Consider the following 24831-nt stretch of genomic DNA (forward strand, 5'->3'; position numbering starts at 1 on the left):
CGATGCGGCGCTGCACTGTACCGCTGGATAGGGTGTTTCTCGTGTTGATCGCAGGCTTTCCCGCCGGTCCGTGGGGCACCAACTGCTACGTCGCCGCCACCGGTCCGGGCACCGAGTGCGTCGTGATCGACCCCGGGAAGGACGCCGCGAAGGGCATCGAGGAGATCGTCCGCGAGCAGCGCCTCAAGCCGGTCGCCGTGCTCCTCACCCACGGCCACGTCGACCACATGTGGTCCGTGACCCCGGTGAGCAGGACGTACGACTCCACCGCCTGGATCCACCCCAACGACCGTCACCTCCTGGCCGATCCGCTCCAGGGCATCTCGCCGGAGTCGGCGCAGATGCTGCTCGGCATGCCGGCGGGGACCTACGACTTCGTGGAGCCTGACGACGTCCGCGAGCTGCGCGACGGTCAGGCCATCGACCTGGCCGGGATGAGCTTCCTGATCGACCATACGCCCGGGCATACCGAGGGGTCGGTCACCTTCCGGACTCCTTACCCCGACCACGCCGAGGTCAGTGACGTGATGTTCTCCGGCGACCTGCTCTTCGCGGGCAGCATCGGGCGTACGGACCTCCCCGGCGGTGACCACGCCACGATGCTGCAGTCCCTGACCACCAAGGTGCTGCCCCTCGCCGACGACATCGTGGTGCTCCCCGGCCATGGCGAGCAGACCTCCATCGGGCGCGAGCGCGCCACCAACCCGTTTCTCCAGGACCTGATCACCACACCATGAACAAGCCAACACCGCTCTCCGGCTTCCCGGAGTTCCTGCCCAGCCAGCGCGTCGTCGAGCGCGAGGTCATCGAGACCCTGAGCCGCACCTTCGAGCTGCACGGCTTCGGCAACATCGAGACCCGCGCCGTCGAGCCGATGGACCAGCTGCTGCGCAAGGGCGACACCTCCAAGGAGGTCTACGTCCTCAAGCGGCTCCAGGAGCAGGACGAGTCTCGCGACAAGGGGATGGGACTCCACTTCGACCTCACCGTCCCGTTCGCCCGTTACGTGCTGGAGAACGCCGGCAAGCTGGAGTTCCCCTTCCGCCGCTACCAGATCCAGAAGGTCTGGCGCGGAGAGCGCCCGCAGGAGGGCCGCTTCCGCGAGTTCGCGCAGGCCGACATCGACATCGTCGGGCGCGACACGCTGCCGTTCCACCACGACGTCGAGGTCGCCCGGGTCATGCTCGAGGCGCTCGGCAAGCTGACCTTCCTGCCCGGCTTCACGCTCCAGGTCAACAACCGCAAGCTGATCCAGGGCTTCTACGCCGGTCTCGGCGCCCCCGACGTCGAGGAGACCATGCGGCTCATCGACAAGCTCGACAAGATGCCCGCCGAGGAGGTCGGCAAGCTGCTGGTCTCCGAGGCCGGGCTGAGCGACGAGCAGGCCGCCAAGTGCCTCGAGCTCGCCACGATCACCGCCACCGACGACTCCTTCGTGGAGAAGGTGCGTGGCCTCGGTGTCGAGAGCGAGCTGCTCGACGAGGGCCTCTCCGAGCTGGCCACGCTGATCAACGCCACGGCCCCGCTGAACACCGAGTCCGTACGCGTCGTGGCCGACCTGAGCATCGCCCGTGGCCTGGACTACTACACCGGCACCGTCTTCGAGACCCGCTTGGACGGCTACGAGAGCCTGGGCAGCATCTGCTCCGGTGGGCGTTACGACGCGCTCGCCAGCGACGGCAGGACGACCTACCCGGGCGTCGGGATCTCGCTCGGCGTCAGCCGCGTCCTGGTGCCGCTGGTGCAGAAGGGCGTGCTCGACGGGGACCGCAAGGTCCCGAGCACCGTGCTGGTCGCGGTCGCCGACGAGGAGAGCCGTGCGAGCGCCGATGAGGCGGCCCAGGCGCTGCGCGCCCACAATGTTGCCTGCGAGGTCTCGCCCAACGCCGCCAAGTTCGGCAAGCAGATCCGCTTCGCGGAGCGCCGCGGCATCCCGTACGTCCTCTTCGCCACCGAAGGCGGCTACGAGATCAAGGACATCCGCACCGGCGACCAGGTCCCGGCCGACCCGGCGACCTGGACGCCCCAGAACGAGAGCGACCTGAAGCCCCAGGTCGTCGCGAACACCGAGGAGAAGAAGTGATCCGCACCCACGACGCCGGCACCCTGCGTGCCGAGCACGTCGGCCAGACCGTGACCCTCGCCGGCTGGGTAGGCCGCCGACGCGATCACGGCGGGGTCGCGTTCCTCGATCTGCGTGAGGCCAGCGGCGTGGTCCAGGTCGTCGTCCGCGACGAGGAGATCGCCCACGCCCTCCGCAACGAATACTGCATCAAGGTCACCGGCGAGGTCGTCGCGCGCACCGAGGAGAACCGCAACCCCAACCTCGCCACCGGCGAGATCGAGGTCGTCGCCAAGGACCTCGAGGTCCTCTCCGCCGCCGCACCTCTCCCGTTCCCGATCGACGACCACGTCGAGGTCGGCGAGGACGTCCGCTACAAGCACCGCTACCTCGACCTGCGCCGCACCGCGCCGGGCAACGCCATCCGCCTGCGCTCGAAGGCCAACAAGGCTGCCCGCGACGTGCTCGCTGCCCACGACTTCGTCGAGATCGAGACCCCGACGCTGACCCGCAGCACCCCCGAGGGCGCTCGTGACTTCCTCGTCCCGGCGCGTCTGCAGCCGGGCTCGTGGTACGCGCTGCCGCAGTCCCCGCAGCTGTTCAAGCAGCTGCTCATGGTCGGCGGCATGGAGCGCTACTACCAGCTCGCCCGTGCCTACCGCGACGAGGACTTCCGCGCCGACCGCCAGCCGGAGTTCACCCAGCTCGACATCGAGATGAGCTTCGTCGAGCAGGACGACGTGATCGCGCTCGGCGAGGAGATCGTCGCCGCGCTGTGGAAGCTGATCGGCTACGACGTGCCGCTCCCGCTGCCGCGGATGACCTACGCCGACGCGATGGCGAAGTACGGCTCCGACAAGCCCGACCTGCGCTTCGGCATCGAGATCACCGAGTGCACCGACTACTTCTCCGAGACGACGTTCCGCGTCTTCCAGGCGCCCTACGTCGGTGCCGTGGTGATGCCGGGTGGCGCGAGCCAGCCGCGACGCCAGCTCGACGGTTGGCAGGACTGGGCCAAGCAGCGCGGGGCCAAGGGCCTGGCGTACGTCCTGGTCCAGGAGGACGGCTCGCTGACCGGCCCCGTCGCCAAGAACCTCTCCGAGACCGAGGCCGCCGGCCTGGCCGCTCACGTCGGTGCCAACCCCGGCGACTGCATCTTCTTCGCCGCCGGCGCCCCCAAGTCGAGCCGCTCGCTGCTCGGTGCCGCCCGCCTGGAGATCGGCAACCGCCTCGACCTCCGCAAGGACGGCGAGTGGAGCTTCCTGTGGGTCGTCGACGCGCCGCTGCTCGAGCCCGCCTCCGAGGCGGTCGAGTCCGGTGACGTCGCGGTCGGCGCGGGGGAGTGGACCGCGGTCCACCACGCGTTCACCAGCCCGCAGGACGTCGAAAGCTTCGACAAGGACCCGGGCAACGCCATCGCCTGGGCCTACGACATCGTCTGCAACGGCAACGAGATCGGCGGTGGGTCGATCCGTATCCACCGCGAGGACGTCCAGAAGCGGGTCTTCGACCTGATGGGGATCGGCGAGGAGGCGGCCGAGGAGAAGTTCGGCTTCCTGCTCGAGGCCTTCAAGTTCGGCGCCCCGCCCCACGGCGGCATCGCGTTCGGCTGGGACCGCGTCGTCGCCCTGCTGGCCGGCACCGACTCGATCCGCGACGTCATCGCCTTCCCGAAGACGGGTGCCGGTTACGACCCGCTCACCGCCGCCCCGGCGCCGATCACCCCGGAGCAGCGCAAGGAGGCCGGTGTCGACGCGAAGCCTGCGGCTCCGGCCGCCGCCGAGGGCGAATCGGCGAACTGAGGCCACCTCAGGCAAATCCAACAGAGTCTCCGGGACCGATCCGTCGGTCCCGGAGACTCTTGCTGTTCGGTGGGGATTGGCGAGAAGGCGTCCCGATCTGGCGTATCACTGGATGAAATCGGATCGTTACCGGTCAGGGGTCCATCCGGGCAAAGGGATCACATAGAGTTCCATCCGGCGGCCGCGAGGCCCCCATGTTGTACGCGCGGTTCTCGGCCCGCTTCCTGACGACTAGACAGAGGAACCATGACCGAATCGTCCACCGCATTCGAAGGCGAGCAGCTCTCGGGTGGATCGGCCCCCTCGGTAGCACCCGCAGAGGCCAAGGCGATCGCGGGCAAGTCGCCGATGAAGCTGGCGATGATGCGGCTTCGCAAGGACAAGCTGACCATGGTCTCGCTCGTCATCGTCGTGCTTGTCGTCCTGGCCGCGATCGCTGCCCCGATCCTGGTCAAGGTCGGGGTCCTGGACCCCTTCGGCTTCAACCAGGACCTCCTCGACGAGAACACGCTCCCGGTCGGCGGCTGGAGCGGCGCCAGCCTGGACCACCCGCTGGGCGTCGAGCCGGGCACCGGCCGCGACGCGCTCTCCCGGTTCTGGTACGGCGTGACGTTCTCGCTCGTGATCGCGCTGACCGCGTCGATCCTGTCGGTGATCATCGGCGCCGTCGTCGGCATCATCTCCGGGTTCAGCGGTGGCTGGGTCGACGCCGTCCTGGGCCGGATCACCGACCTCACCCTCTCCTTCCCCTCTACCCTGATGCTGCTGGCACTGTCCTCGCTCGGTCTGGTGATCGTGCAGAACGTGACCGGGCTGCCGAACGGTCCCACCGTCCAGGCGATCTACTGCATCGTCGTGCTGGCGTTGTTCGGCTGGACCGGCACCGCCCGTGTGGTCAGGGGACAGGTGCTCTCGATCAAGCAGCGTGAGTTCGTGGAGGCCGCGATCGTGCTCGGTGCGGGCAGGATGCGGATCTACTTCAAGGAGATCCTGCCGAACCTGTGGGCGCCGCTGCTGGTGCTGGCGACGCTGATGATGCCCGCCTACATCTCGGCCGAGGCGGCCCTCAGCTACCTGCAGGTGAGCGTGAAGCCGCCGACGCCGACGCTCGGGAACGTGTTGGCGGACTCGTTGAAGTACGCGCAGACGGATTTCTTCTACTTCTTCGCGCCGGCGTTCTTGATCGCACTGATCGTGGTCTCGTTCAACCTTCTCGGTGACGGGTTGCGCGACGCCCTCGACCCCAAGGGAAACCGGTGAGCCTCGGGGCTCCGTAACACAAGCTGGTGTGCCTCGATGGCCACCGATATCAGCGCCACGTCGTGGCGGTGACAACACCAAGGAGAAACGAATGCTCAACAAGCGAGCAAAGTACGTGGCAGTCAGCGCTGCCGGCGTGCTGGGTCTCTCGCTGGGCCTTGCCGCCTGCGGCGGCGAGGACGGCGGGGGATCGAGTAGCAAGGCGCTGGTGATGGTCAGCGAAGACGCCATCGAGCACCTCGACCCTCAGCGCATCTACGTCGGCGCTGACATCGCCAGCACGACGCGTCTGGTCTACCGGCAGCTGTTGGCCTTCCCGTCCTCGACGGACCCGAAGGTGTCCGGCACCCCGACCCCGGACCTCGCGACCGACACCGGCACCTCGACCGAGGGTGGCAAGGTCTGGTCGTTCACCATCAAGGACGGCGTGAAGTGGCAGGACGGCTCCGAGATCACGTGTGAGGACTTCGCCTACGGCGCCTCGCGCAACTTCGCTGCCGACGAGCTCACCGGTGGTCCGGGCTTCTACCTGACCGCGAAGCTGGCCCTCAAGGGTGAGTACCCGGGCCCGTACACCGCGACGCCGGAGCAGCAGGCCGACTTCGACCAGGCCGTCACCTGCGACGACAAGACGATCACCTACAAGTTCAAGTCCCCGTGGCCTGACTTCCCGCTGGCGATCGCGTCCCTGCACATGATGGACCCCTACAAGAAGTCCTTCGACAAGGGCGCGAAGAACGACGACGTCATCTTCTCGAACGGCCCGTACAAGGTCGACAAGTGGAGCGCCACCAAGGGCGGCACGCTGGTCCGCAACCCGGAGTACGACCCCGAGACCGACGACAAGTCGCTGCGCGAGGCCCTGCCGGAGAAGATCGAGTTCAGGTACGGCGAGAAGGCCGAGACCCTCTACGAGAAGCTGTTCTCCGACAGCCCTGACTCGCAGTACATCGTTCCCAAGCAGAGCCGGGTACCACCGGAGTTCTACTCCCGTCTCACCGAGCCCGGCGTGAAGGACCGCTACGTCCAGGTCAAGTCGCCCTACGTCGACTACCTGGTCCCCAACCAGAACCAGATGAAGGACCCGAAGGTCCGTCGCGCGCTGGCGCTTGCGACCAACGTCGAGGCGTGGATCGCCGCCGGCGGTGGCGAGAAGGCCTACACCCCGGCCGACTCGATCGTGAACCCGGCCGTCGGTGGCTACGTCCCGAACCCGTCGTTCAAGGACCGCAACCTGGCCGGTGACGTCGAGGGCGCCAAGAAGCTCCTCGCCGAGGCCGGCGTCAAGACGCCTTACCCGATCACCTTCACCTACCCGCAGAGCGACACCGCTGACAAGCAGGCCGCTGCGCTGGTGGAGACCTGGGAGGCTGCCGGGTTCAAGGTCACCCTCGACCCGCTGGGCGACGTGTACTACACCGAGATCCAGAAGCCGTCCAACGAGGCCGACGTGATGTGGGGCGGTTGGGGTGCCGACTGGCCCTCCGCGATGACCGTCACCGCGGCGCTGTTCGACAGCCGTCAGATCGAGAAGTCGACCAACGGCCAGAACTACGGCAACTACAAGAACCCGGAGGTCGACGCTCTGTTCGACAAGGCCGGCTCTGCGGCCACGATCGAGGAGCAGAACAAGTTCCTCCAGGAGGCCGACGCCATCATGGGTGAGGACACCGCGTACGTCCCGCTCGAGATCGCGACCTTCAACTGGGTCTACGGCTCGAAGGTGAAGAACTTCACCACGACGACTGCGTCGAGCTCGTTCGTCGAGCTGGGCAGCATCGACATCGAGGACTGATTCCTCGACACTCCGAATTACCCGTCGGAGCGTCGCGAACAACGCGCGGCGCTCCGACTCTCGGAGGCGGGGTTCCCTGGTGAGCCCCGCCTCTGTCCTATGAATGTCTCAAGATTCCCCGGACGGCGTCAGTGATGGCGCGTGTGCGGGCCGATCCAACGAAGGTGAGACCTCCTGATGGTCGCCTACATCATCCGCCGCGTCATGGTCGGCGTTCTCATGCTTGTCGCGATGAGCGCCGTCGTCATCGGGCTCTTCTTCGCGAGCCCTGTCGATGCCGCGAAGTTCGCCTGCGGGAGGAACTGCCCGCCCGAGCGTATCGCCGAGACGCGCGAGGCTCTGGGATATCCGGATCCTTCTCTTCCCCCGATCGACAAGGCCGCCGCGACGATCAAGGTGTGGGGCGGCTTCCTGGAGGGTGTCGCAGTCGGTCGTGAGTACCCGGCGAACGAGGAGCTGCGTAAGGCGGCTCCGGAGCTGGTGACCGAGTGCCCCGCTCCGTGCCTGGGCTACTCGCAGAACAACCAGACCACCGTCAACGCCGAGATCGCCGAAGCGGCACCGATCTCGATCTCGATCGCCATGGTGGCGATCGTCATCTGGATGGTGTTCGGCATCCTCTTCGGTGTCTTGGCCGCGGTCACCAAGGGCAGCCTGGTCGACCGCGGCGTCGTCGGAGCGACCCTGATCCTGTATGCGTTCCCGACCTTCTTCATCGGTGCGTTGCTGCTCAACTACGTGGCGATCAAGTTCGGGTTGTTCCCGGCGCCGGGATACGTCCCGATCGCGGAGGGCGGCGTCGGCCAGTGGCTGGTGCAGCTCATTCTTCCCGGCTTCACGCTCGCGGTCGTCTACATGGCCGGCTACGTACGCATGACGCGCGCCTTCGTGCTGGAGTCGCTGAGCGAGGACTACATCCGCACAGCGCGGTCGAAGGGGCTCAAGGGTCCCAAGGTGCTCTTCAAGCACGCGCTGCGGGCCGCCCTGACGCCGCTGGTCACGATGGCTGGTCTCGACTTCGCCAGCGTCCTGGGCGGAGCGATCATCACCGAGAGCGTCTTCAACTACTACGGGCTCGGCAAGCTGGCTGTCACCGCGAACCGTGACTTCGACCTGCCCACCGTGATCGGGCTGGTCCTCCTCCTCGGAGCGCTGGTGATCGTCGCGAACATCATCGTCGACATCCTGTACGCCTTCATCGACCCGCGCGTGCGCGTCGCCTGACCCCGGAGCTGATTCATGACTGACCTCTCCAACACGCCCGGGACGACGCCGGCCAAGGACGGCGCGTTCCTCTCGGTGCGGGACCTGAAGGTCCACTTCACCACCTCCGACGGCATCGTCAAGGCGACCGACGGTCTCTCCTTCGACCTCGAGCGCGGCAAGACGCTCGGCATCGTGGGTGAGTCCGGCTCCGGCAAGTCGGTGTCCAGCTCGGCGATCATGGGGCTGCACCGTGGCACCAACGCCAAGCTGAGCGGCGAGATCCTGCTCGACGGGGTGGACCTGCTCAAGGTGAGCAACGAGGACATGCGCAAGCGCCGCGGCCGCGACGTGGCGATGATCTTCCAGGACCCGCTCTCCGCGATGCACCCCTACTACACGGTGGGCAACCAGATCATGGAGGCCTACCAGGTCCACAACGACGTGACCAAGCGGGAGGCGCGCAAGCGCGCCATCGAGATGCTCGACCGCGTCGGCATCCCGCAGCCCGACCGTCGTGTGGACGACTACCCGCACCAGTTCTCCGGCGGCATGCGCCAGCGCGCGATGATCGCGATGGGGCTGATCAACAACCCCAGCCTGCTCATCGCCGACGAGCCGACCACCGCTCTCGACGTGACCGTCCAGGCGCAGATCCTCGACCTGCTCCAGGACCTGCAGCGCGACTTCGACGCGGCGATCATCATCATCACCCACGACCTCGGCGTCGTGGCGGAGATGGCTGACGACGTACTCGTGATGTACGCCGGCCGCGCGGTCGAGTACGGGCCGGGCAAGGAGATCCTCACGAACCCGGAGATGCCCTACACCTGGGGTCTGCTCTCAAGCGTGCCGGACCTGACCGCGTCGACCGAGGCGAAGCTGATCCCGATCCGGGGCAACCCGCCCTCGCTGCTCAACCCGCCGCCGGGATGCGCGTTCGAGCCGCGCTGTGACCACGTGGCGAAGGTGGGCGGTGACCTGTGCCGGACGACCCTGCCCGCACTCACCCCCGCCAGCACTGGTGGCAACCACGTCAAGCGTTGCCACATCAAGAACGCCGACGAGGTCTACGAGGCAGAGATCCTGCCCGAGATCGCCCCTGACCTGGTGGAGGACTGATGAGCGACACCACGACTGCCACCGCGGCCTCGGTCGCGCCGGCGAGCACCGAGACGGTGCTCTCGGTCGAGAACCTGAAGATGCACTTCCCGGTCAAGGGCAGCGGCGTGATCCGGCGTACGGTCGGCCACGTCAAGGCCGTGGACGGGGTCTCCTTCGAGGTCGCCAAGGGCACCGCCCTCGGCCTCGTCGGTGAGTCGGGCTGTGGCAAGTCCACCACCGGTCGGATGGTCACGCGGCTCTACAAGCCCACCGAAGGCAAGATCGACTTCGAGGGCACCGACATCGCCAACTACTCGGGTCGGCAGCTGCACCCGATGCGGCGCGAGATCCAGATGATCTTCCAGGACCCGTCGACGTCGCTGAACCCGCGTCACACGGTCGGCTCGATCATCGGCGCGCCGCTGCGGATCCACAAGATGGTGCCGAAGGACAAGGTGCTCGGCCGGGTCCAGGAGCTGCTCGAGATCGTCGGTCTCAACCCGGAGCACTACAACCGCTACCCGCACGAGTTCTCCGGCGGCCAGCGTCAGCGCATCGGCATCGCCCGGGCGCTGACCCTGCAGCCGAAGCTGCTCGTCGCCGACGAGCCGGTCTCCGCGCTCGACGTGTCGATCCAGGCCCAGGTGATCAACCTTCTGCAGGACCTGCAGAGGGAGTTCGACATCTCCTTCCTGTTCATCGCGCACGACCTCGCCATCGTTCGCCACTTCTGCCCCGAGGTCGCGGTGATGTACCTCGGCAAGATCGTGGAGATCGGCGACCGCGAGTCGATCTACGAGCGGGCCCACCACCCCTACACGCAGGCGCTGCTCTCCGCCGTGCCTGACGTGAAGCAGGCCGCGATCGGCGGCCGCCGCGAGCGGATCCGGCTGGAGGGCGACGTACCTTCGCCGATCAACCCGCCCTCGGGCTGCCACTTCCGCACTCGCTGCGCCATCGCCAAGGACATCTGCTCCGTGGTCGAGCCGCCGCTGCTGCAGATCGGCAAGAAGCACAAGGTGGCCTGCCACTTCCCGGGTGAGATCCACCAGCACCCGGAGAAGCCGATCACGGCGCCGCTGCTGGGCGTCGACGAGTTCGGCGCGCCGGACCCGGGCGCCAGCCCTGCCGAGGTCCCGGGCGACGGTCCGGGCTACGCCGACACGTGGTACGACCTGGCGAACAACTCGCGGGGACGTGCCTGAGGATCTCCTGCGTCTCAGCAAGATTACGAAAGACGGTCCGCAGCCATCGGCTGCGGGCCGTCTTTGTTACGGATGTGTCACACGTCACGTCGGTATCGAACCGTTATCTGTAGGGGCGTCCCAAACGCCGGATCTTGGCATAACTTGAGCCAGCGCTGGCCCGGGACTGCGTGACGTGATCCCGGTCTTGGGCGAGCCGAGAGCGAAGGCATTCGAACGGAGATCCGAGCGTATGACTGTGTCCGAAGTGTTGATCCAGGGCGGGCCTGATCCCGAGATCGATCCGGAGCCGAGCTCCGGCGAGGTCGCCGGCCGCTCGCCGATGCGGATCGCCATGGACCGGCTGCTCTCGGACCGGGTCGCGATGATCTGTGCCGGGATCGTGCTGGTCTTCGTCCTGATCGCGATCTTCGCGCCACTGCTGTGCAAGCTGTTCGGTGTAGAGGTGCGTGCCGGCGACCCGGTCGCCGACACCGACTCGTTCAACTACCCCGTGATCGGGCCTCCCAACTACGGGTTCACCTGGGAGGCGCCGCTCGGGCTGGAGCCCAACTCGGGCAACGACCTGCTCGCCGAGTGGTTCTACGGCGCGCGTACGTCCCTGCTGGTCGCCACGGTCGCCACCATCGTCTCGACCGTCGTCGGGGTGGTCCTCGGCCTGATCGCGGGCTACAGCCGCGGCTGGGGAGACCGGGTGGTCACCTTCGTGACCGACCTGTTCCTGACGCTGCCGTTCCTGCTCGTCGCGATCGCCGTCTCGCCGATGCTCGTGGAGCGTTGGAAGGAGAACCCGGCGATGCTCGACAACGCCTCCCTGATCGCGCTGATCGTGATCCTCTCGGTGTTCGGATGGATGGGCCTGGCCCGGCTGATCCGCGGTGAGGTGGTCTCGCTGCGCGAGCGGGAGTTCATCGAGGCGGCGCGCGTGCTCGGGATGCCGACCCACCGGATCCTGTTCCGGGAGCTGCTGCCCAACCTGGTGGCCCCGATCGTCGTCTCGTTCTCGCTGAGCCTGCCGGCCACGATCGCCGCGGAGGCGACGCTGGCCTACCTCGGCGTCGGCGTCACCGGGCGCCCGTCGTGGGGTCAGACGATCCTGCGGGCCCAGAACTGGTTCGACGAGTACCCCTTGTTCCTCTACGCGCCGATCGTCGGGATCGTGGTCCTGGTTTTCGCGCTCAACCTGCTCGGAGACGCCATCCGCGACGCCTTCGACCCCAAGTCTTTCCGGTGAGCAGGTCGTCGGAGAGAGGCATCAACCATGGAAGGTGGAGACCTACGATGCGATTGAAGAGAACAGTGATCGCCGCCAGCGCGATCGCTGCGCTGACGCTCACCGCTGCGTGTGGCGGCGGGAGCGGGAGCGGCGAGGACTCGACCGGCGAGTTCAAGGCCGGCGGCGGCGCCGGTGCCGGTAAGGACGCCACGGCGGAGGGCCCGCTGGCGATCCCGGACGACGCCAAGAAGGGTGGCACCATCACGGTGCTGTCGAACAACGCACCGCACACCCTCGACCCGACCCGGACCTACTACACCGACTCCGGTGCGATCATGTCCGGCCTGGTGACCCGGTCGCTGACGCAGTACGTCTACGACGAGAAGAGTGGTGACTCGATCCTCGTCCCCGACCTCGCCACCGACCTCGGCCAGGTCTCCGAGGACGGCCTGACCTGGACCTTCGAACTCAAGGACGGGCTCAAGTACGAGGACGGCACCGACGTCACCGCCGAGGACGTCGTCTACGGCATCAAGCGCTCCTTCGCCGTCGACACCCTGACCGACGGTCCGACGTACCAGCTGACCTTCTTCAAGGACGGCGACAAGTACAAGGGCCCGTTCGCGGACACCGACGCCGAGCTGAAGAAGCTCCCCGACTACGACGCCGGCGCGGGCTGGTACGGCGGTGAGGACTACGACGGCGTCGAGGCCGACGGCAACAAGGTGATCATCCACCTCGCGCAGCCGTTCCCCGAGCTCGACTACTACGCCTCGTTCCCCGTCTTCTCGCCGATCCCGAAGGCCAAGGACAAGGACCCGCTGGCCTACGAGAGCCACCCGATGGCGACCGGCCCCTACAAGTTCGAGTCCTACAAGCCCGGCGTCTCGCTGAAGCTGGTCAAGAACGACCAGTGGGACGCCGACTCCGACCCCGGCCGCTTCCAGGCCGCCGACGCCTTCGACTTCCGGTTCGCTCAGGACACCGCGAAGCTCGAGAACCAGATCCTCGGCGACAAGGGCGCGGCGCAGACGATGATGACGTACGACGACGTCACGCCTCCGACCTACAAGTCGATCAAGGAGAGCGCGCCGGACAACCTCATCGAGGGCACCTCGCCGTGCACCTACATGTACCGCCCGGACCAGACCAAGATCAAGGACAAGAAGATCCGCGAGGCCATCAGCTGGGCCTACCCCTACCAGGCTGCCTGGAAGGCCTCCGGCGAGATCGTCGGCGTCACCATCCAGCCCGGCACCTCGCTCCTGCCTCCGGGCACCGCGGGCCGTGTCGAGTACCAGTACCCGAAGGGCCAGGACGGTCAGACCACCGACCCGGAGAAGGCCAAGGCGCTCCTGGAGGAGGCCGGTGCTGTCGGCTTCGAGCTGAAGTGGCACTACCAGCGTGACGACGAGAACTCGGTGGCCAAGAAGGACCAGATGGTCAAGGGCTTCGAGGCGGCCGGCTTCAAGGCGACCCCGGTGGCCTCGACCGACGAGACCTACCGCGACGACGAGAGCAACCTGGACGCCCCGGTCAACCTCCGCTACGGCGGCTGGTGCTCCGACTGGCCCTCGGGTGGCTCGTGGTTCCCGGCGCAGTGGATCGGCTCCAACGCCAACAAGGCGGGTATGCCGAACCCGACCAACTTCAAGGAGGCCGACGCCGACGCGAAGCAGGCGGAGATCCTGAAGATGGACGCCGACGAGGTGCCCGCTGCCTGGGGCGAGTTCGACAAGTGGATGCAGGAGACCTACATGGTCGAGATCAACGCCGGCTACGACGCGAACGCCTTCATCAAGGGCTCGCAGGTCGGCGGGGTCGTCAACGACCCGGTCAAGGGCATGCCGAGCTTCTCCATCATGTACCTCAAGTGAGGTGAGCCGGCCGGCGTGGGCGATCCCCACGCCGGCCGGCCCCCGGAATTCGGAAACACCGGGCCAGCGCCCGCGCACATCTTCTAGGAAGCGAGACCTCCGTCCCATGATCGGTTTTGTCGTACGCCGGCTGATCTCGGCACTTCTGGTGCTGTTCGTCATCTCGGTGGCGGTGGTCGCGCTCTTCACCTATGGCCCGAGCGACCCGGCGGACGCGATGTGCCCCGAGCCCAAGTGCACCGCCGAGCGCCAGGACGCGATCCGGGAGGCGCTCAACCTGGAGGCGCCGATCTACGTCCAGTACGGCGAGTACATGTCCGGGATCGTCAACGGCCGCCAGATCGCGTTCGGCTCCGAGGCGTACGACTGCGAAGCGCCGTGCTTCGGGGTCAGCTTCATCTACCGCGTCAACGTCTGGGACGACATCAAGGACCGGATCGGGCCGACCGTCTCGGTCGCGGTCGGAGCCGGTGCCACGATCCTGCTCATCGGGGTGCCGATCGGGATGTTCGCGGCCAGACGCCGCGGGACCTCGGCCGACAAGGCCGTCATCGGCGCGACCCTCGTGATCGAGTCGATTCCCTACTATCTGTTCGTCCTGCTCGCCTTCCTCTATCTGGCGGTCGGGGCCGGGATCTTCCCGCAGGACGGCTACCACCCGCTGACCGACTCGCCCCTGAAGTGGGCCTGGGCACTGCTGCTGCCCTGGCTCGCGCTCGGGCTGGTGAACTCCTCCAAGTACGCCCGGTTCACCCGTGGCTCGATGATCGAGGCGTTCAACGAGGACTACGTCCGCACCGCGAGGTCCAAGGGTCTGCCCGAGCGGACGATCGTCAACAAGCACGCGCTGCGCGCGGCGGTCGTGCCGATCGTGACCATCTTCGGTCTCGACTTCGGCGCCCTGCTGACCGGCACGATCTTCACCGAGAAGATCTTCGGCATCAACGGCCTCGGCCTCCGCGCCCTCGACGCCGTCGGGCAGAGCGACCTCCCGGTCATCGAGGCGACCACCCTGATCTCCGCCGCCATCATCGTGCTCACCAACCTCGTGGTGGACATGTTCTACAGCGTGCTCGACCCCCGCGTACGCCTCACCTGAGCGTTGTCGGTGCCGGCCACTAGGGTTGGCGTGTGGATGGGTTGTTCGAGATGGGCGCTGCCGGCGCCTCACGTGGCGGGTCGCTGAGCCACAGCGACCATGCGGCCGCGCCGCTGGCGGTGCGGATGCGGCCGCGTACGCTCGAGGAGCTGGTGGGGCAGAGCTCGCTGCGCGCGGCCGGGTCGCCGCTGCACCAGGTCGTCGAGGGCGGGCAGTCGCTCTCGCTGCTGCTGTGGGGACCGCCGGGGACGGGGAAGACCACCATCGCCTCCATCGTGAGCCGCTCCACCGACCGGCGCTTCGTCGAGATCTCCGCGGTCTCGGCCGGGGTCAAGGAGGTCCGGGCCGCGATCGACTCCGCCCGGGCCGAGCTGGTCGCGACCGGCAAGGAGACGGTGCTCTTCGTCGACGAGGTGCACCGGTTCAGCAAGGCGCAGCAGGACGCGCTGCTGCCGGGCGTGGAGAACCGCTGGGTCACGCTGGTCGCCGCCACCACGGAGAACCCCTTCTTCTCGGTGATCTCGCCGCTGCTGTCCCGCTCGCTGCTGCTGCGGCTGGAGTCGCTGACCGACGACGACATCCGTGGCGTACTCCTGCGGGCGTTGGAGGACGAGCGCGGCCTGGGTGGCTCGGTGACGATCTCCGACGAGGCGCTGGACCATCTCGTCCGCCTCGCCGGTGGCGACGCGCGACGGTCGCTGACCTATCTGGAGGCGGCCGCGGGCGCCGCGTCCGAGGGGGAGATCACCCTGGAGGCCGCCGAGCGCGCGGTGGACCAGGCCGCGGTGCGCTACGACCGCCAGGGCGACCAGCACTACGACGTGGTCAGCGCCTTCATCAAGTCGGTGCGCGGCTCGGACGCAGACGCGGCGCTGCACTACCTGGCCCGGATGATCGAGGCGGGGGAGGACCCCCGGTTCATCGCCCGCCGGCTGATGATCCTCGCCTCCGAGGACATCGGCCTGGCCGACTCGACGGCCCTGCAGACGGCGGTCGCCGCCGCCCAGACGGTGCAGCTGATCGGGATGCCCGAGGCCCAGCTCACCCTCGCGCACGCGACGATCGCGCTCGCGGTGGCGCCCAAGTCCAACGCGGTGACCAACGCCATCTTCGCCGCCCGCGCCGATGTCGCCGCCGGGAAGATCGGCAACGTCCCGCCGCACCTGCGCGATGCCCACTACGAGGGTGCGAAGAAGATCGGGCACGGCGAGGCCTACAAGTACGCTCACGACGAGCCGTTCGGGATCGCGACCCAGCAGTACGCGCCGGAGGCGGTGGCCGATGCGGAGTACTACCGGCCGACGACCCACGGAGCCGAGGCCGGAGTGAAGGAACGTTGGGAGCGTGTCCGGAAAATCGTGCGCGGACAGGATGGATAGGGTAGGTCCACCATGACGATCTCGAGCATGCCCGGCTGGGCGCTGGCGGCGGCACTGGCCGCGGTGGGGGTTCTGGTCCTCATCTCGCTGGTGGCCGTGCTGCTCGCGCTCGGGGCACGGCGCCGCGCTCGGCTGAGGCTCGAGGCGGCCGAGGCCAGCGAGGCCGAGCTGCGTGAGCGGCTCGAGGCGCTGGAGAAGCGGCTGGCGCAGCCCGAGGTCAGGCGACGAGGCCGGGACGAGAAGGAGTACGTCATCACCTCCCTGGGGGAGGACGGCGAGCCTGCCGAGGTGGAGCAGGTGGTGCAGCGTACGTTGACCGCACCGGCCTTCGCGGACGCCGTCTTCCGGGAGACGATGGTGCACAGCGCCGCGCTGGTCCACGGGGTGCGCCGGGCGCTCTCGCCCGAGGTGCGGTTCAAGATCCGCTACGAGATGCACCGCGAGGTCAAGCGGGCACGCAAGGACCGGAAGAGCGAGATGCGCGAGGCGCTGCGGGAGTACCGAGCGCGCCAGCGCGAGGCAGTTGACGAGGACGTACGTATGGAGGACACCCGATGAGGGGCGCGATCTGGTTCGTGGTCGGTGCGGGCGCGGGCGTGTACGCGATGGTCAAGGGACGCCGCGCCGCCGAGGCGTTCACCGCCGACGGGCTGCGTGACCGGGCCCAGGCGATCGGGGTCGGCGCGCGGATCTTCCGCGAGGAGCTGGCCCAGGGCAAGGCGGAGAAGGAGCTCGAGCTGCGCGAGTGGATCGAGGCGAAGACCGCAGGTCCGAAACAGATTGGCGCCACGGGCGCCGAGCAGCAGAGACTTGGACTGAACGGGCCAACCGAGGACCCGAGGAAGAACACGGAAGGTAGTACCCCCTGATGGAGTGGTTGAGCACGGCGGAGATCCGCCGCCGTTTCACGGCGCATTTCGCCGAGAACACCGAGATCGGCGAGCACACGGTGGTGCCGTCGGCATCGCTCCTGCTCGACGACCCCAACCTGCTCTTCGTCAACGCAGGCATGGTGCCCTTCAAGCCGTTCTTCCTCGGTCAGGCGACCCCTCCCTACCCGCGGGCGACGTCGGTGCAGAAGTGCATCCGTACGCCCGACATCGAGGAGGTCGGCAAGACCACCCGGCACGGCACCTTCTTCGAGATGTGCGGCAACTTCTCCTTCGGTGACTACTTCAAGGAGGGCGCCATCACGCTCGCCTGGGAGCTGGTCACCAAGTCGGTCGCCGACGGTGGTTTCGGCTTCGACGAGTCGGTCCTCTACCCCTCGGTGCTCAACGGTGACGAGGAGGCGGTCGCGCTCTGGAAGAAGGTCTCCGGCCTGCCCGACGACCGCATCGTCCGGCTGCCCCCGAGCGAGAACTACTGGTCGATGGGCGTGCCCGGCCCGGGCGGCCCGTGCTCGGAGATCCTGATCGACCGCGGTCCCGAGTTCGGCGCCGACCGCGACTGGGACGCCGGCGACCGCTACCTGGAGTTCTGGAACCTCGTCTTCATGCAGGACAACGTCGTCGCGGCGCGGTCCAAGTACGACGTCGACATCGACGGCCCGCTCGCCCAGACCGGCATCGACACCGGCCTCGGGCTCGAGCGCGTCGCCTACCTCATGCAGGGCAAGTCCAACATGTATGAGACCGACGTCGTCTTCCCGGTCATCGAGAAGGCGATGGAGCTGACCGGGAAGAAGTACGGCGCGGCCTACGAGGACGACGTCCGCTTCCGCGTGGTCGCCGACCACGTGCGCTCCTCCCTGATGCTCATCGGCGACGGTGTCACCCCGGGCAACGAGGGCCGCGGCTACGTGCTGCGCCGGCTGATGCGCCGCGCGATCCGCAACATGCGGCTGCTCGGCTACGAGGACCCGGCGATGCCCGAGCTGCTGCCGATCTCCCGCGACAAGATGGGGGAGACCTACACCGACCTCCACACCGAGTGGGACCGGATCAAGCGCGTCGCCGACGCCGAGGAGGAGGCCTTCCGCAAGACCCTCGCGGCCGGCACCCAGATCTTCGACCTGGCCGCGACCGAGGTGAAGTCGAGCGGATCCACCACGTTCACCGGTGACAAGGCGTTCCAGCTCCACGACACGTACGGCTTCCCGATCGACCTCACCCTCGAGATGGCCGCCGAGGCGGGCCTCGAGGTCGACGAGGCCGGCTTCCGCGGTCTGATGACCGAGCAGCGCGAGCGGGCCAAGGCCGACGCGCGCGCCAAGAAGGGCCAGCACGCCGACCTGACGGTCTACCGCGGCATCCTGGACACCAACGGGCCGACCGACTGGCAGGCCTACACGACCCTCGACACCGAGTCGAAGCCGGTGGCGCTCCTGCGGGAGGGCAAGCCGGTCGACGTGCTCGGGCCCGAGGAGATCGGCGAGATCGTCCTCGACCGCACCCCGTTCTACGCCGAGTCCGGTGGCCAGTCCGCCGACGCGGGCATCATCGAGTTCGACGGTGGCCGGCTCGAGGTCGTCGACGTGCAGCGGCCGGTCAAGGGCCTCGTGGTGCACCAGGTCCGCGTCGTCGACGGCGAGTTCCACGGCGGCGAGTCGCTCGTGCACGCGAAGGTCGACCCGGAGTGGCGTCTCGGCGCCCGCCAGGCCCACTCCGGCACCCACGTGGTGCACGCGGCGCTGCGCGAGGTGCTCGGTCCGACCGCGCTGCAGTCTGGCTCGTTCAACCGCCCCGGCTACCTGCGTCTCGACTACGGCTGGACCAAGGGCCTGACCCCGGAGCAGATGCACGAGATCGAGGAGGTCTCCAACAACGCGCTGCGTGCCGACCTGCCGGTCTCCTGGGACTACATGACTCTCCCGCAGGCCAAGGAGTGGGGAGCGATCGCGCTCTTCGGCGAGACCTACGACGACTCCAAGGTGCGCGTCGTCGAGATCGGCGGCCCCTGGTCGCGCGAGCTGTGCGGTGGCACCCACGTCGACCACTCCGCCCAGATCGGCACCATCGTGGTCACCTCGGAGGCCTCGGTCGGCTCCGGCAACCGCCGTATCGAGGCCTACACGGGCGTGGAGGGCTTCAAGTACCTCGCCCGCGAGCGCGACGTGGTCTCCGAGCTCAACTTGCTGCTCAAGACGAAGTCCGACGACGTCGTCGGCCGGGTCTCCGACCTCATGGAGCGGCTCAAGGCCGCCGAGAAGGAGATCGCCCGGGCGCGTACGGCGCAGCTGCTCGCCTCCGGCGGCTCGATCGCGGCCTCCGCGGTCGACGTCAACGGCGTCCAGGTCGTCGCCCAGCGGGTCCCGGGCGTGGGCGGCGGCGACGCGCGTACGCTCGCGCAGGACGTACGCTCCCGGCTCGGTGACGCGCCGGCGGCCGTCGTGCTCTTCGGCGACGCCGACGACAAGGTCGCCGTCGTGGCCGCGGTCAACCCGGCCGGCATCGCCAAGGGCGTCAAGGCCGGCGACCTGATCAAGGAGCTGGCGCCGGTCGTCGGTGGGCGCGGTGGCGGCAAGCCCGACTTCGCCCAGGGCGGTGGCACCGAGGTCGGCAGGATCGACGAGGCGGTCGCCAAGGTCAAGAGCCTGGTGGCCGGAGCCTGATGCGTCACGGCGTACGCCTCGGTCTCGATCCTGGCGACGCCCGGATCGGCGTCGCCAGGAGTGACCCCACGGGGTTCCTGGCGACGCCGCTCGAGACGGTCAAGAAGGGCCGCGGGGATCTCGCGCGGCTGCAGGCGATCGTCGCCGAGATCGGCGAGGAGTCGACGATGCTCGAGGTGGTCGTCGGGCTGCCCCGCTCCCTCAAGGGAGGCGAGAATCCGGCGACTGCTAAGGTCCGGGACTTCGCCGCGTCGTTGGCGCGGCGAGTGGCCCCGGTCCCGGTTCGTCTCGTCGACGAGCGGCTCACCACTGTTTCTGCGGAGGCTATGCTCCGAGACCGAGGTCGCAAGGGTCAGGACCGTCGAGCAGTTGTCGACATGGCCGCGGCGGTTGTGATCCTGCAACACGCATTGGACAGTGAGCGCGCTTCGGGGGCCGCGCCTGGAGAGATCGTTGAGGTCGGTCATTGAGTGAGCGCTACTACCCCCCGGACCCGCGCGACCCGCGTCGCCCTGGTCAGGGGTCATATGGTCGCGATCCGCGCGGTGGCTACCCGCCGCGCCAGCAGCCGCCGCAGGATCCCCGCGACCCGCGCCGGATGCCGCCGCAGATGCCCGGGCAGATGCCCGGTCAGCTGCCTCCTCAACATCAGGGGCAGCCTCGTCCGGGCCAGCAGGCTCGTCCGGGCCAGCAGGCTCGTCCGGGCCAGCCGGCTCAGCCGGGCCAGCCGGGGCGACGGCAGGGGCCGCGTCCGGTGCCCGGCGCCGGCACACCCCCGCCGGGCTACGGTCACCAGGAGCCCCCGCAGCGGCCCGGTGGCTACGGTGGGCCGACCTACCAGCAGCACCCGAGCTTCTTCGAGGCCGGTCCCGGCGAGCACGATCCCTACTTCGACGAGGAGCCACCCAAGCGCAAGCGGCGCTTCGGTGGCTGCCTGGCCGTGCTGGTGGCCATGGCCGTCGTGCTCGGTGGGTTCTACGTCGTGGGTGACCGCGCCATCGACTACGTGAAAGACATGGTCGCGCCGCCCGCGGACTACCCTGGACCCGGCACGGACCCGGTCTCCTTCGAGGTGCACGAGGGAGACTCGGTCTCAGCCGTCGGCCGCAATCTCAAGGATGTCGGCGTGGTGGAGTCCGTCGATGCCTTCATCGATGCGGCCAACGCCGAGGGGCTGACCGTCCAGGTCGGCTTCTACCCGCTGAAGAAGCAGATGAAGGCCGCCGACGTCGTCGAGATCCTCGCCAACCCGGACAACATCGACACGATCAACGTCACCATCACCGAGGGATCGCGCGCCAAGGCGATCTACAAGGTGCTCGCCGAGAAGACCAAGACGAAGCCGGCCGACTTCAAGAAGGCCGCCGAGGACACCGAGGCGATCGGGCTGCCCGACTACGCCAAGGGCAACGTCGAGGGTTACCTCTTCCCCGCGACGTACGCCTTCCCGCCCGACGCCACGCCGACCGAGATGCTGGCGATGATGGTCGACCGCTGGGAGCAGGCGCTGGGCGACAACGACATCGAGGCGCGCGCCAAGCAGCTGAAGTGCGGTGGCGGCAAGGCCTGCACGCCCGAGCAGATCATGACCGTGGCCTCGCTGGTCGAGGCCGAAGGTCGCGGCGACGACATGGCCAAGATCGCCCGGGTGATCTACAACCGGGTCGAGAATCCCGGCACGGCCGGTCAGGCGGGATTCCTGCAGATCGACGCGACGGTCAACTACGCGCTCGGGAAGTCCGGCAGCACCGAGCTCGGCGGTGTGAACGTGCAGTCCGTGGACTCGCCCTACAACACCTACACCAACAAGGGGCTGCCGCCGGGGCCGATCGGCGCGCCGGGTGACGGCGCGATCCAGGCTGCGCTCAACCCGGCAGAAGGTGACTGGTACTACTACGTGACCGTCAACCTGAAGACCGGCGAGACCAAGTTCGCCAAGAACTACGACCAGTTCCTGAAGTTCAAGGCCGAGTACAAGAACTACTGCGAGACCGAGTCGAAGAGCTGTTGAGGAGGAGACCTGAGTGAAGTGTGCTGTCCTGGGTGACCCGATCGGTCACTCGCTCTCGCCGGCTCTCCACCAGGCGGCGTACGCCGAGCTGGAGATGTCGGACTGGTCCTACACCTCCACCCGGGTGCAGGCCGGCGGCCTGGCGAAGTACGTGGCCGACCTCGGTGGCGACTGGCCGCCGAGCAAGTGGCGCGGGCTGTCGGTGACGATGCCGCTCAAGCGGGAGGCCTTCGAGCTGGCGCGGTCGGTCTCGCCGCGGGCGCGGCTCGTGGGGGCGGTCAACACACTGGTGCGCTCTTCGCACGGCTGGGTGGGGGACAACACCGACCTGCCCGGTGCGGTCGCGGCGGTCCGGGAGCGAGCCGGCGACGGCTTCTCCTGCTCCCACGGTGCGGTCCTGGGCGCCGGCGCCACGGCCGCCTCGACCGGCCTCGCACTCGCCGAGCTGGGCGCTTCCCGGATCACGCTGCTGGCTCGCAACCCGGGTGCGGCGGGGGAGACGATCGAGATGATCTCCCGTCACCGGAGCAAGCCCGTGGTCTCGGTGTTGCCGCTGGACTCCGCCGTCGACGGTGTCGACGCGGTCGTCTCCACCGTCCCTGCGAAGGCACTGACCCCCGAGCTCATCGACCGCTGGGCGCCGACGCCGGTCGTCTTCGACGTCGTCTACGACCCGTGGCCCTCGCCGCTGCTCTCCGTCGCACCAGGTGTGGCGGTCAGCGGCCTGGACCTGCTCGTGCACCAGGCGGTGCTGCAGTTCGAGCTCTTCACCAGCCGTCCCGCTCCGCTCGAAGCCATGCGGGCGGCGGGGGAGAAGGCGCTGGGGATCGCGGAGCTGTCACCGGCATGAGTCCTGGGGCGGTCGTGCTGGTGAGTGCGGCCGTCGCCGGTCTGCTCGCTCTCGGCATGCCGGCACTTCTTTGCCGGCTCCCCGAACCTGTCGACGACCCGCCCGGGGTCTCGTACGCATCCCTCGCAGGCTGGGCACCGTTCCGGCCTCTCGCGGTGGCCGTCTCCGCCGCGGTCGCAGGGCTGCTCGCCTGGCAGGTCGATCCGTCGCGGCTGATGGTGGCGCTGGCGCCGCTCACACCGATCTGCGTGCTGCTCGCCTACGTCGACTGGCGCGTCCAGCGGCTGCCGAAGGTGCCGATCCTGGTGGCCACCGCGGTCGGGATCGCGCTGCTCGGCGCCGAGTGGCTCTGGACACGCGACACCGCAACAGCCCTCGGCGCCCTCGCCGGGCTGGTGGTCGCCCGCTCGGCGTTCTGGCTGCTGTGGCGGCTCCTGCCGCACGCGATGGGCTTCGGCGACGTACGGCTCGCGGCGCTGGTCGGCCTGGTCCTCGGTCGCCTCGGCTGGGACCAGCTGGCGATCGGGCTCTGGGCCGGGCTGGCGATCTTCGGTCTCTGGGGCATCGGACGTGCGGTCGCGCGACGTTCGCGCACGGCGATGCGGGAGCCGCTGGCGTACGGGCCGTTCATGATCTGGGGCATGCTCGTCGGGGTCTTCGCCGTCTCGCTTTGAGCCCGGGTGCACGGGGTTGCGTGGCGGGGATGAAAGACTGGCGTCATGTTGCGTTGGCTCACTGCGGGCGAGTCCCATGGTCCGTCCCTGACGGCCGTGATGGAGGGTCTGCCCGCCCACGTCCGGATCACCTCTGACGACATCGCTGATGCGCTGGCCCGGCGCCGGCTCGGCTATGGCCGCGGTGCCCGGATGAAGTTCGAGAAGGACCAGGTGCGGATCACCGGCGGCGTACGCCACGGGGAGTCGCAGGGCGGTCCGGTCGCGATCGAGGTCGGCAACACCGAGTGGCCCAAGTGGGAGACCGTGATGGCCGCCGACCCGGTCGATCCCGACGTGCTCGCCGGACAGGCGCGCAACGCCCCGCTGACCCGGCCGCGGCCCGGTCACGCCGACCTGGTCGGGATGCAGAAGTACGACTTCGACGACGCCCGCCCGATCCTGGAGCGTGCCTCGGCCCGCGAGACCGCGGCCCGGGTCGCCCTCGGCGCGGTGGCCTCGGCCTTCCTCGAGCAGGCGCTCGGCGTCCGTCTGGTGTCCCACGTCCTGGAGATCGGCGGCGTCCGTACGCCGGGCCGCGACGTCCCCTCGCCCGAGGATGTCTCCCGGCTCGACGAGGACCCGGTGCGGGTGCTCGACCCGGACGGCTCCAAGCAGATGGTCGCCCGGATCGACGAGGCCCACAAGGACGGCGACACCCTCGGCGGCGTTGTCGAGGTCGTCGTCCACGGGCTGCCGCCGGGTCTCGGCTCCCACGTGCACTGGGACCGCCGCCTCGACGCCCGCCTGGCCGGTGCGCTGATGGGCATCCAGGCGATCAAGGGCGTCGAGGTCGGTGACGGCTTCGAGCTCGCCGCGACTCCGGGCTCCAAGGCCCACGACGAGATCGTTCCCTCCGCCGACGGCATCCGCCGCGCCTCCGGGCGCTCCGGCGGCACCGAGGGCGGGATGTCGACCGGCGAGATCCTGCGGGTCCGTGCGGCGATGAAGCCGATCGCGACGGTGCCGCGGGCGCTGCGTACCGTCGACGTTGCCACCGGCGAGGAGGCCGTCGCCCACCACCAGCGCTCCGACGTCTGTGCGGTGCCCGCCGCCGGTGTCGTCGCCGAGGCGATGGTCGCGCTCGTGCTGGCCGAGGCGGCGCTGGAGAAGTTCGGTGGCGACTCGGTCGCCGAGACCGCCCGCAACGCGAAGGCCTACCTCGAGAACCTGAGGTACTCCTGATGCCGGCTGTCGTGCTCGTCGGCCCGATGGGCGCGGGCAAGTCGACGGTCGGAGCGCTGCTCGCGGCCCGTCTCGGTGTCACGCTGCGCGACACCGACGAGGACATCGCGGCAGCCGCCGGCAAGAGCGTGCAGGACATCTTCGTCGACGAGGGTGAGGCCCACTTCCGCGCGGTCGAGGCCGAGGCCGTCGCGGCGGCGCTCGCCGAGCACGACGGCGTGGTCTCCCTCGGCGGCGGCTCCGTCCTGGCCGAGCAGACCCAGATCCTGCTCAAGGAGCACACCGTCGTCTACCTGCGGGTCGGCGTCGCCGACGCGGTCAAGCGGGTCGGTCTCGGCTCGGGCCGTCCGCTGCTGCTCGGCAACGTACGCGGCCGCATCAAGGCGCTCCTGGAGGAGCGCGCACCGATCTACGAGTCGGTCGCCACGATCGTCGTCGACACCGACGGCCGCTCGGCCGACGACGTCGCGACCGAGCTCGCCACCGCCCTGACCGCGCTGAACACCACGGAGTAGAA

The 24831-nt window shown here is 68.6% G+C and carries 21 protein-coding genes; all 21 read left to right on the forward strand.

Going from position 1 to position 24831, the window contains the following annotated elements; genetic code table 11:
• The first annotated feature begins 41 nt into the window (after window positions 1-41).
• The 21 genes from HD557_RS10705 (at window position 42) to HD557_RS10805 (ending at window position 24829) form a co-directional block, all read left to right on the forward strand.
• A complete protein-coding gene (locus HD557_RS10705) occupies window positions 42-737 on the forward strand; it encodes an MBL fold metallo-hydrolase (RefSeq protein ID WP_196873876.1) in 696 nt (231 codons plus the stop codon).
• On the forward strand, window positions 734-2083 hold the full coding sequence (hisS, locus tag HD557_RS10710; protein ID WP_196873877.1) for a histidine--tRNA ligase: 1350 nt from the start codon (window positions 734-736) through the stop codon (window positions 2081-2083). Before HD557_RS10705 ends, hisS begins: the two co-directional genes overlap by 4 nt.
• Window positions 2080-3864: an aspartate--tRNA ligase gene (gene aspS / locus HD557_RS10715; protein ID WP_008356851.1), complete on the forward strand. Its 1785-nt coding sequence runs from the start codon at window positions 2080-2082 to the stop codon at window positions 3862-3864. Before hisS ends, aspS begins: the two co-directional genes overlap by 4 nt.
• A gap of 246 nt (window positions 3865-4110) precedes the next feature.
• Window positions 4111-5124 (forward strand): ABC transporter permease, encoded by a 1014-nt coding sequence (locus HD557_RS10720; RefSeq protein ID WP_008356850.1) that lies wholly within the window; start codon window positions 4111-4113, stop codon window positions 5122-5124.
• Window positions 5125-5215: 91 nt separating this feature from the next.
• Entirely contained in the window at window positions 5216-6919 is a 1704-nt protein-coding gene (locus HD557_RS10725; protein ID WP_008356849.1) for an ABC transporter substrate-binding protein, read from the forward strand.
• A 177-nt stretch (window positions 6920-7096) separates the two neighbouring features.
• Window positions 7097-8143: an ABC transporter permease gene (locus HD557_RS10730; protein WP_008356848.1), complete on the forward strand. Its 1047-nt coding sequence runs from the start codon at window positions 7097-7099 to the stop codon at window positions 8141-8143.
• Window positions 8144-8158: 15 nt separating this feature from the next.
• Window positions 8159-9244, forward strand: a complete 1086-nt coding sequence (locus tag HD557_RS10735) for an ABC transporter ATP-binding protein (RefSeq protein WP_196873878.1) — start codon at window positions 8159-8161, stop codon at window positions 9242-9244.
• On the forward strand, window positions 9244-10431 hold the full coding sequence (locus HD557_RS10740) for an ABC transporter ATP-binding protein (protein ID WP_196873879.1): 1188 nt from the start codon (window positions 9244-9246) through the stop codon (window positions 10429-10431). Before HD557_RS10735 ends, HD557_RS10740 begins: the two co-directional genes overlap by 1 nt.
• Window positions 10432-10663: 232 nt before the next feature.
• The gene (locus HD557_RS10745; protein ID WP_008356843.1) at window positions 10664-11665 is read left to right on the forward strand and encodes an ABC transporter permease; all 1002 of its coding nucleotides are present in this window, start codon (window positions 10664-10666) and stop codon (window positions 11663-11665) included.
• A 47-nt stretch (window positions 11666-11712) separates the two neighbouring features.
• Window positions 11713-13524 (forward strand): ABC transporter substrate-binding protein, encoded by a 1812-nt coding sequence (locus HD557_RS10750; RefSeq protein ID WP_196873881.1) that lies wholly within the window; start codon window positions 11713-11715, stop codon window positions 13522-13524.
• A 106-nt stretch (window positions 13525-13630) separates the two neighbouring features.
• Window positions 13631-14623 (forward strand): ABC transporter permease, encoded by a 993-nt coding sequence (locus tag HD557_RS10755; protein WP_196873882.1) that lies wholly within the window; start codon window positions 13631-13633, stop codon window positions 14621-14623.
• Between the two features lie 50 nt (window positions 14624-14673).
• The gene (locus tag HD557_RS10760; protein WP_196876365.1) at window positions 14674-16002 is read left to right on the forward strand and encodes a replication-associated recombination protein A; all 1329 of its coding nucleotides are present in this window, start codon (window positions 14674-14676) and stop codon (window positions 16000-16002) included.
• A gap of 12 nt (window positions 16003-16014) precedes the next feature.
• Entirely contained in the window at window positions 16015-16560 is a 546-nt protein-coding gene (locus HD557_RS10765; protein ID WP_196873883.1) for a hypothetical protein, read from the forward strand.
• Window positions 16557-16871 (forward strand): DUF6167 family protein, encoded by a 315-nt coding sequence (locus tag HD557_RS10770; RefSeq protein ID WP_008356832.1) that lies wholly within the window; start codon window positions 16557-16559, stop codon window positions 16869-16871. Before HD557_RS10765 ends, HD557_RS10770 begins: the two co-directional genes overlap by 4 nt.
• 8 nt (window positions 16872-16879) lie before the next feature.
• Window positions 16880-19555 carry an alanine--tRNA ligase gene (gene alaS / locus HD557_RS10775; protein ID WP_196876366.1) on the forward strand — a complete coding sequence of 892 codons (2676 nt, stop codon included), beginning with the start codon at window positions 16880-16882 and terminating at the stop codon, window positions 19553-19555.
• Window positions 19555-20025 (forward strand): Holliday junction resolvase RuvX, encoded by a 471-nt coding sequence (ruvX, locus tag HD557_RS10780; RefSeq protein WP_008356828.1) that lies wholly within the window; start codon window positions 19555-19557, stop codon window positions 20023-20025. The genes alaS and ruvX overlap by 1 nt, the downstream gene beginning before the upstream one ends.
• A gap of 284 nt (window positions 20026-20309) precedes the next feature.
• Window positions 20310-21566: an endolytic transglycosylase MltG gene (gene mltG / locus HD557_RS10785; protein ID WP_196873884.1), complete on the forward strand. Its 1257-nt coding sequence runs from the start codon at window positions 20310-20312 to the stop codon at window positions 21564-21566.
• A gap of 13 nt (window positions 21567-21579) precedes the next feature.
• Complete coding sequence (locus HD557_RS10790; RefSeq protein WP_196873885.1) at window positions 21580-22416, forward strand: shikimate dehydrogenase; 837 nt, start codon at window positions 21580-21582, stop codon at window positions 22414-22416.
• On the forward strand, window positions 22413-23090 hold the full coding sequence (locus tag HD557_RS10795; RefSeq protein ID WP_196873886.1) for a prepilin peptidase: 678 nt from the start codon (window positions 22413-22415) through the stop codon (window positions 23088-23090). Before HD557_RS10790 ends, HD557_RS10795 begins: the two co-directional genes overlap by 4 nt.
• Window positions 23091-23135: 45 nt before the next feature.
• Window positions 23136-24314: a chorismate synthase gene (aroC, locus tag HD557_RS10800; protein ID WP_196873887.1), complete on the forward strand. Its 1179-nt coding sequence runs from the start codon at window positions 23136-23138 to the stop codon at window positions 24312-24314.
• The gene (locus HD557_RS10805) at window positions 24314-24829 is read left to right on the forward strand and encodes a shikimate kinase (protein WP_008356815.1); all 516 of its coding nucleotides are present in this window, start codon (window positions 24314-24316) and stop codon (window positions 24827-24829) included. Before aroC ends, HD557_RS10805 begins: the two co-directional genes overlap by 1 nt.
• Window positions 24830-24831: the final 2 nt, after the last annotated feature.

This window comes from Nocardioides luteus (assembly GCF_015752315.1).
In the GTDB taxonomy this organism is placed as follows: domain Bacteria; phylum Actinomycetota; class Actinomycetes; order Propionibacteriales; family Nocardioidaceae; genus Nocardioides.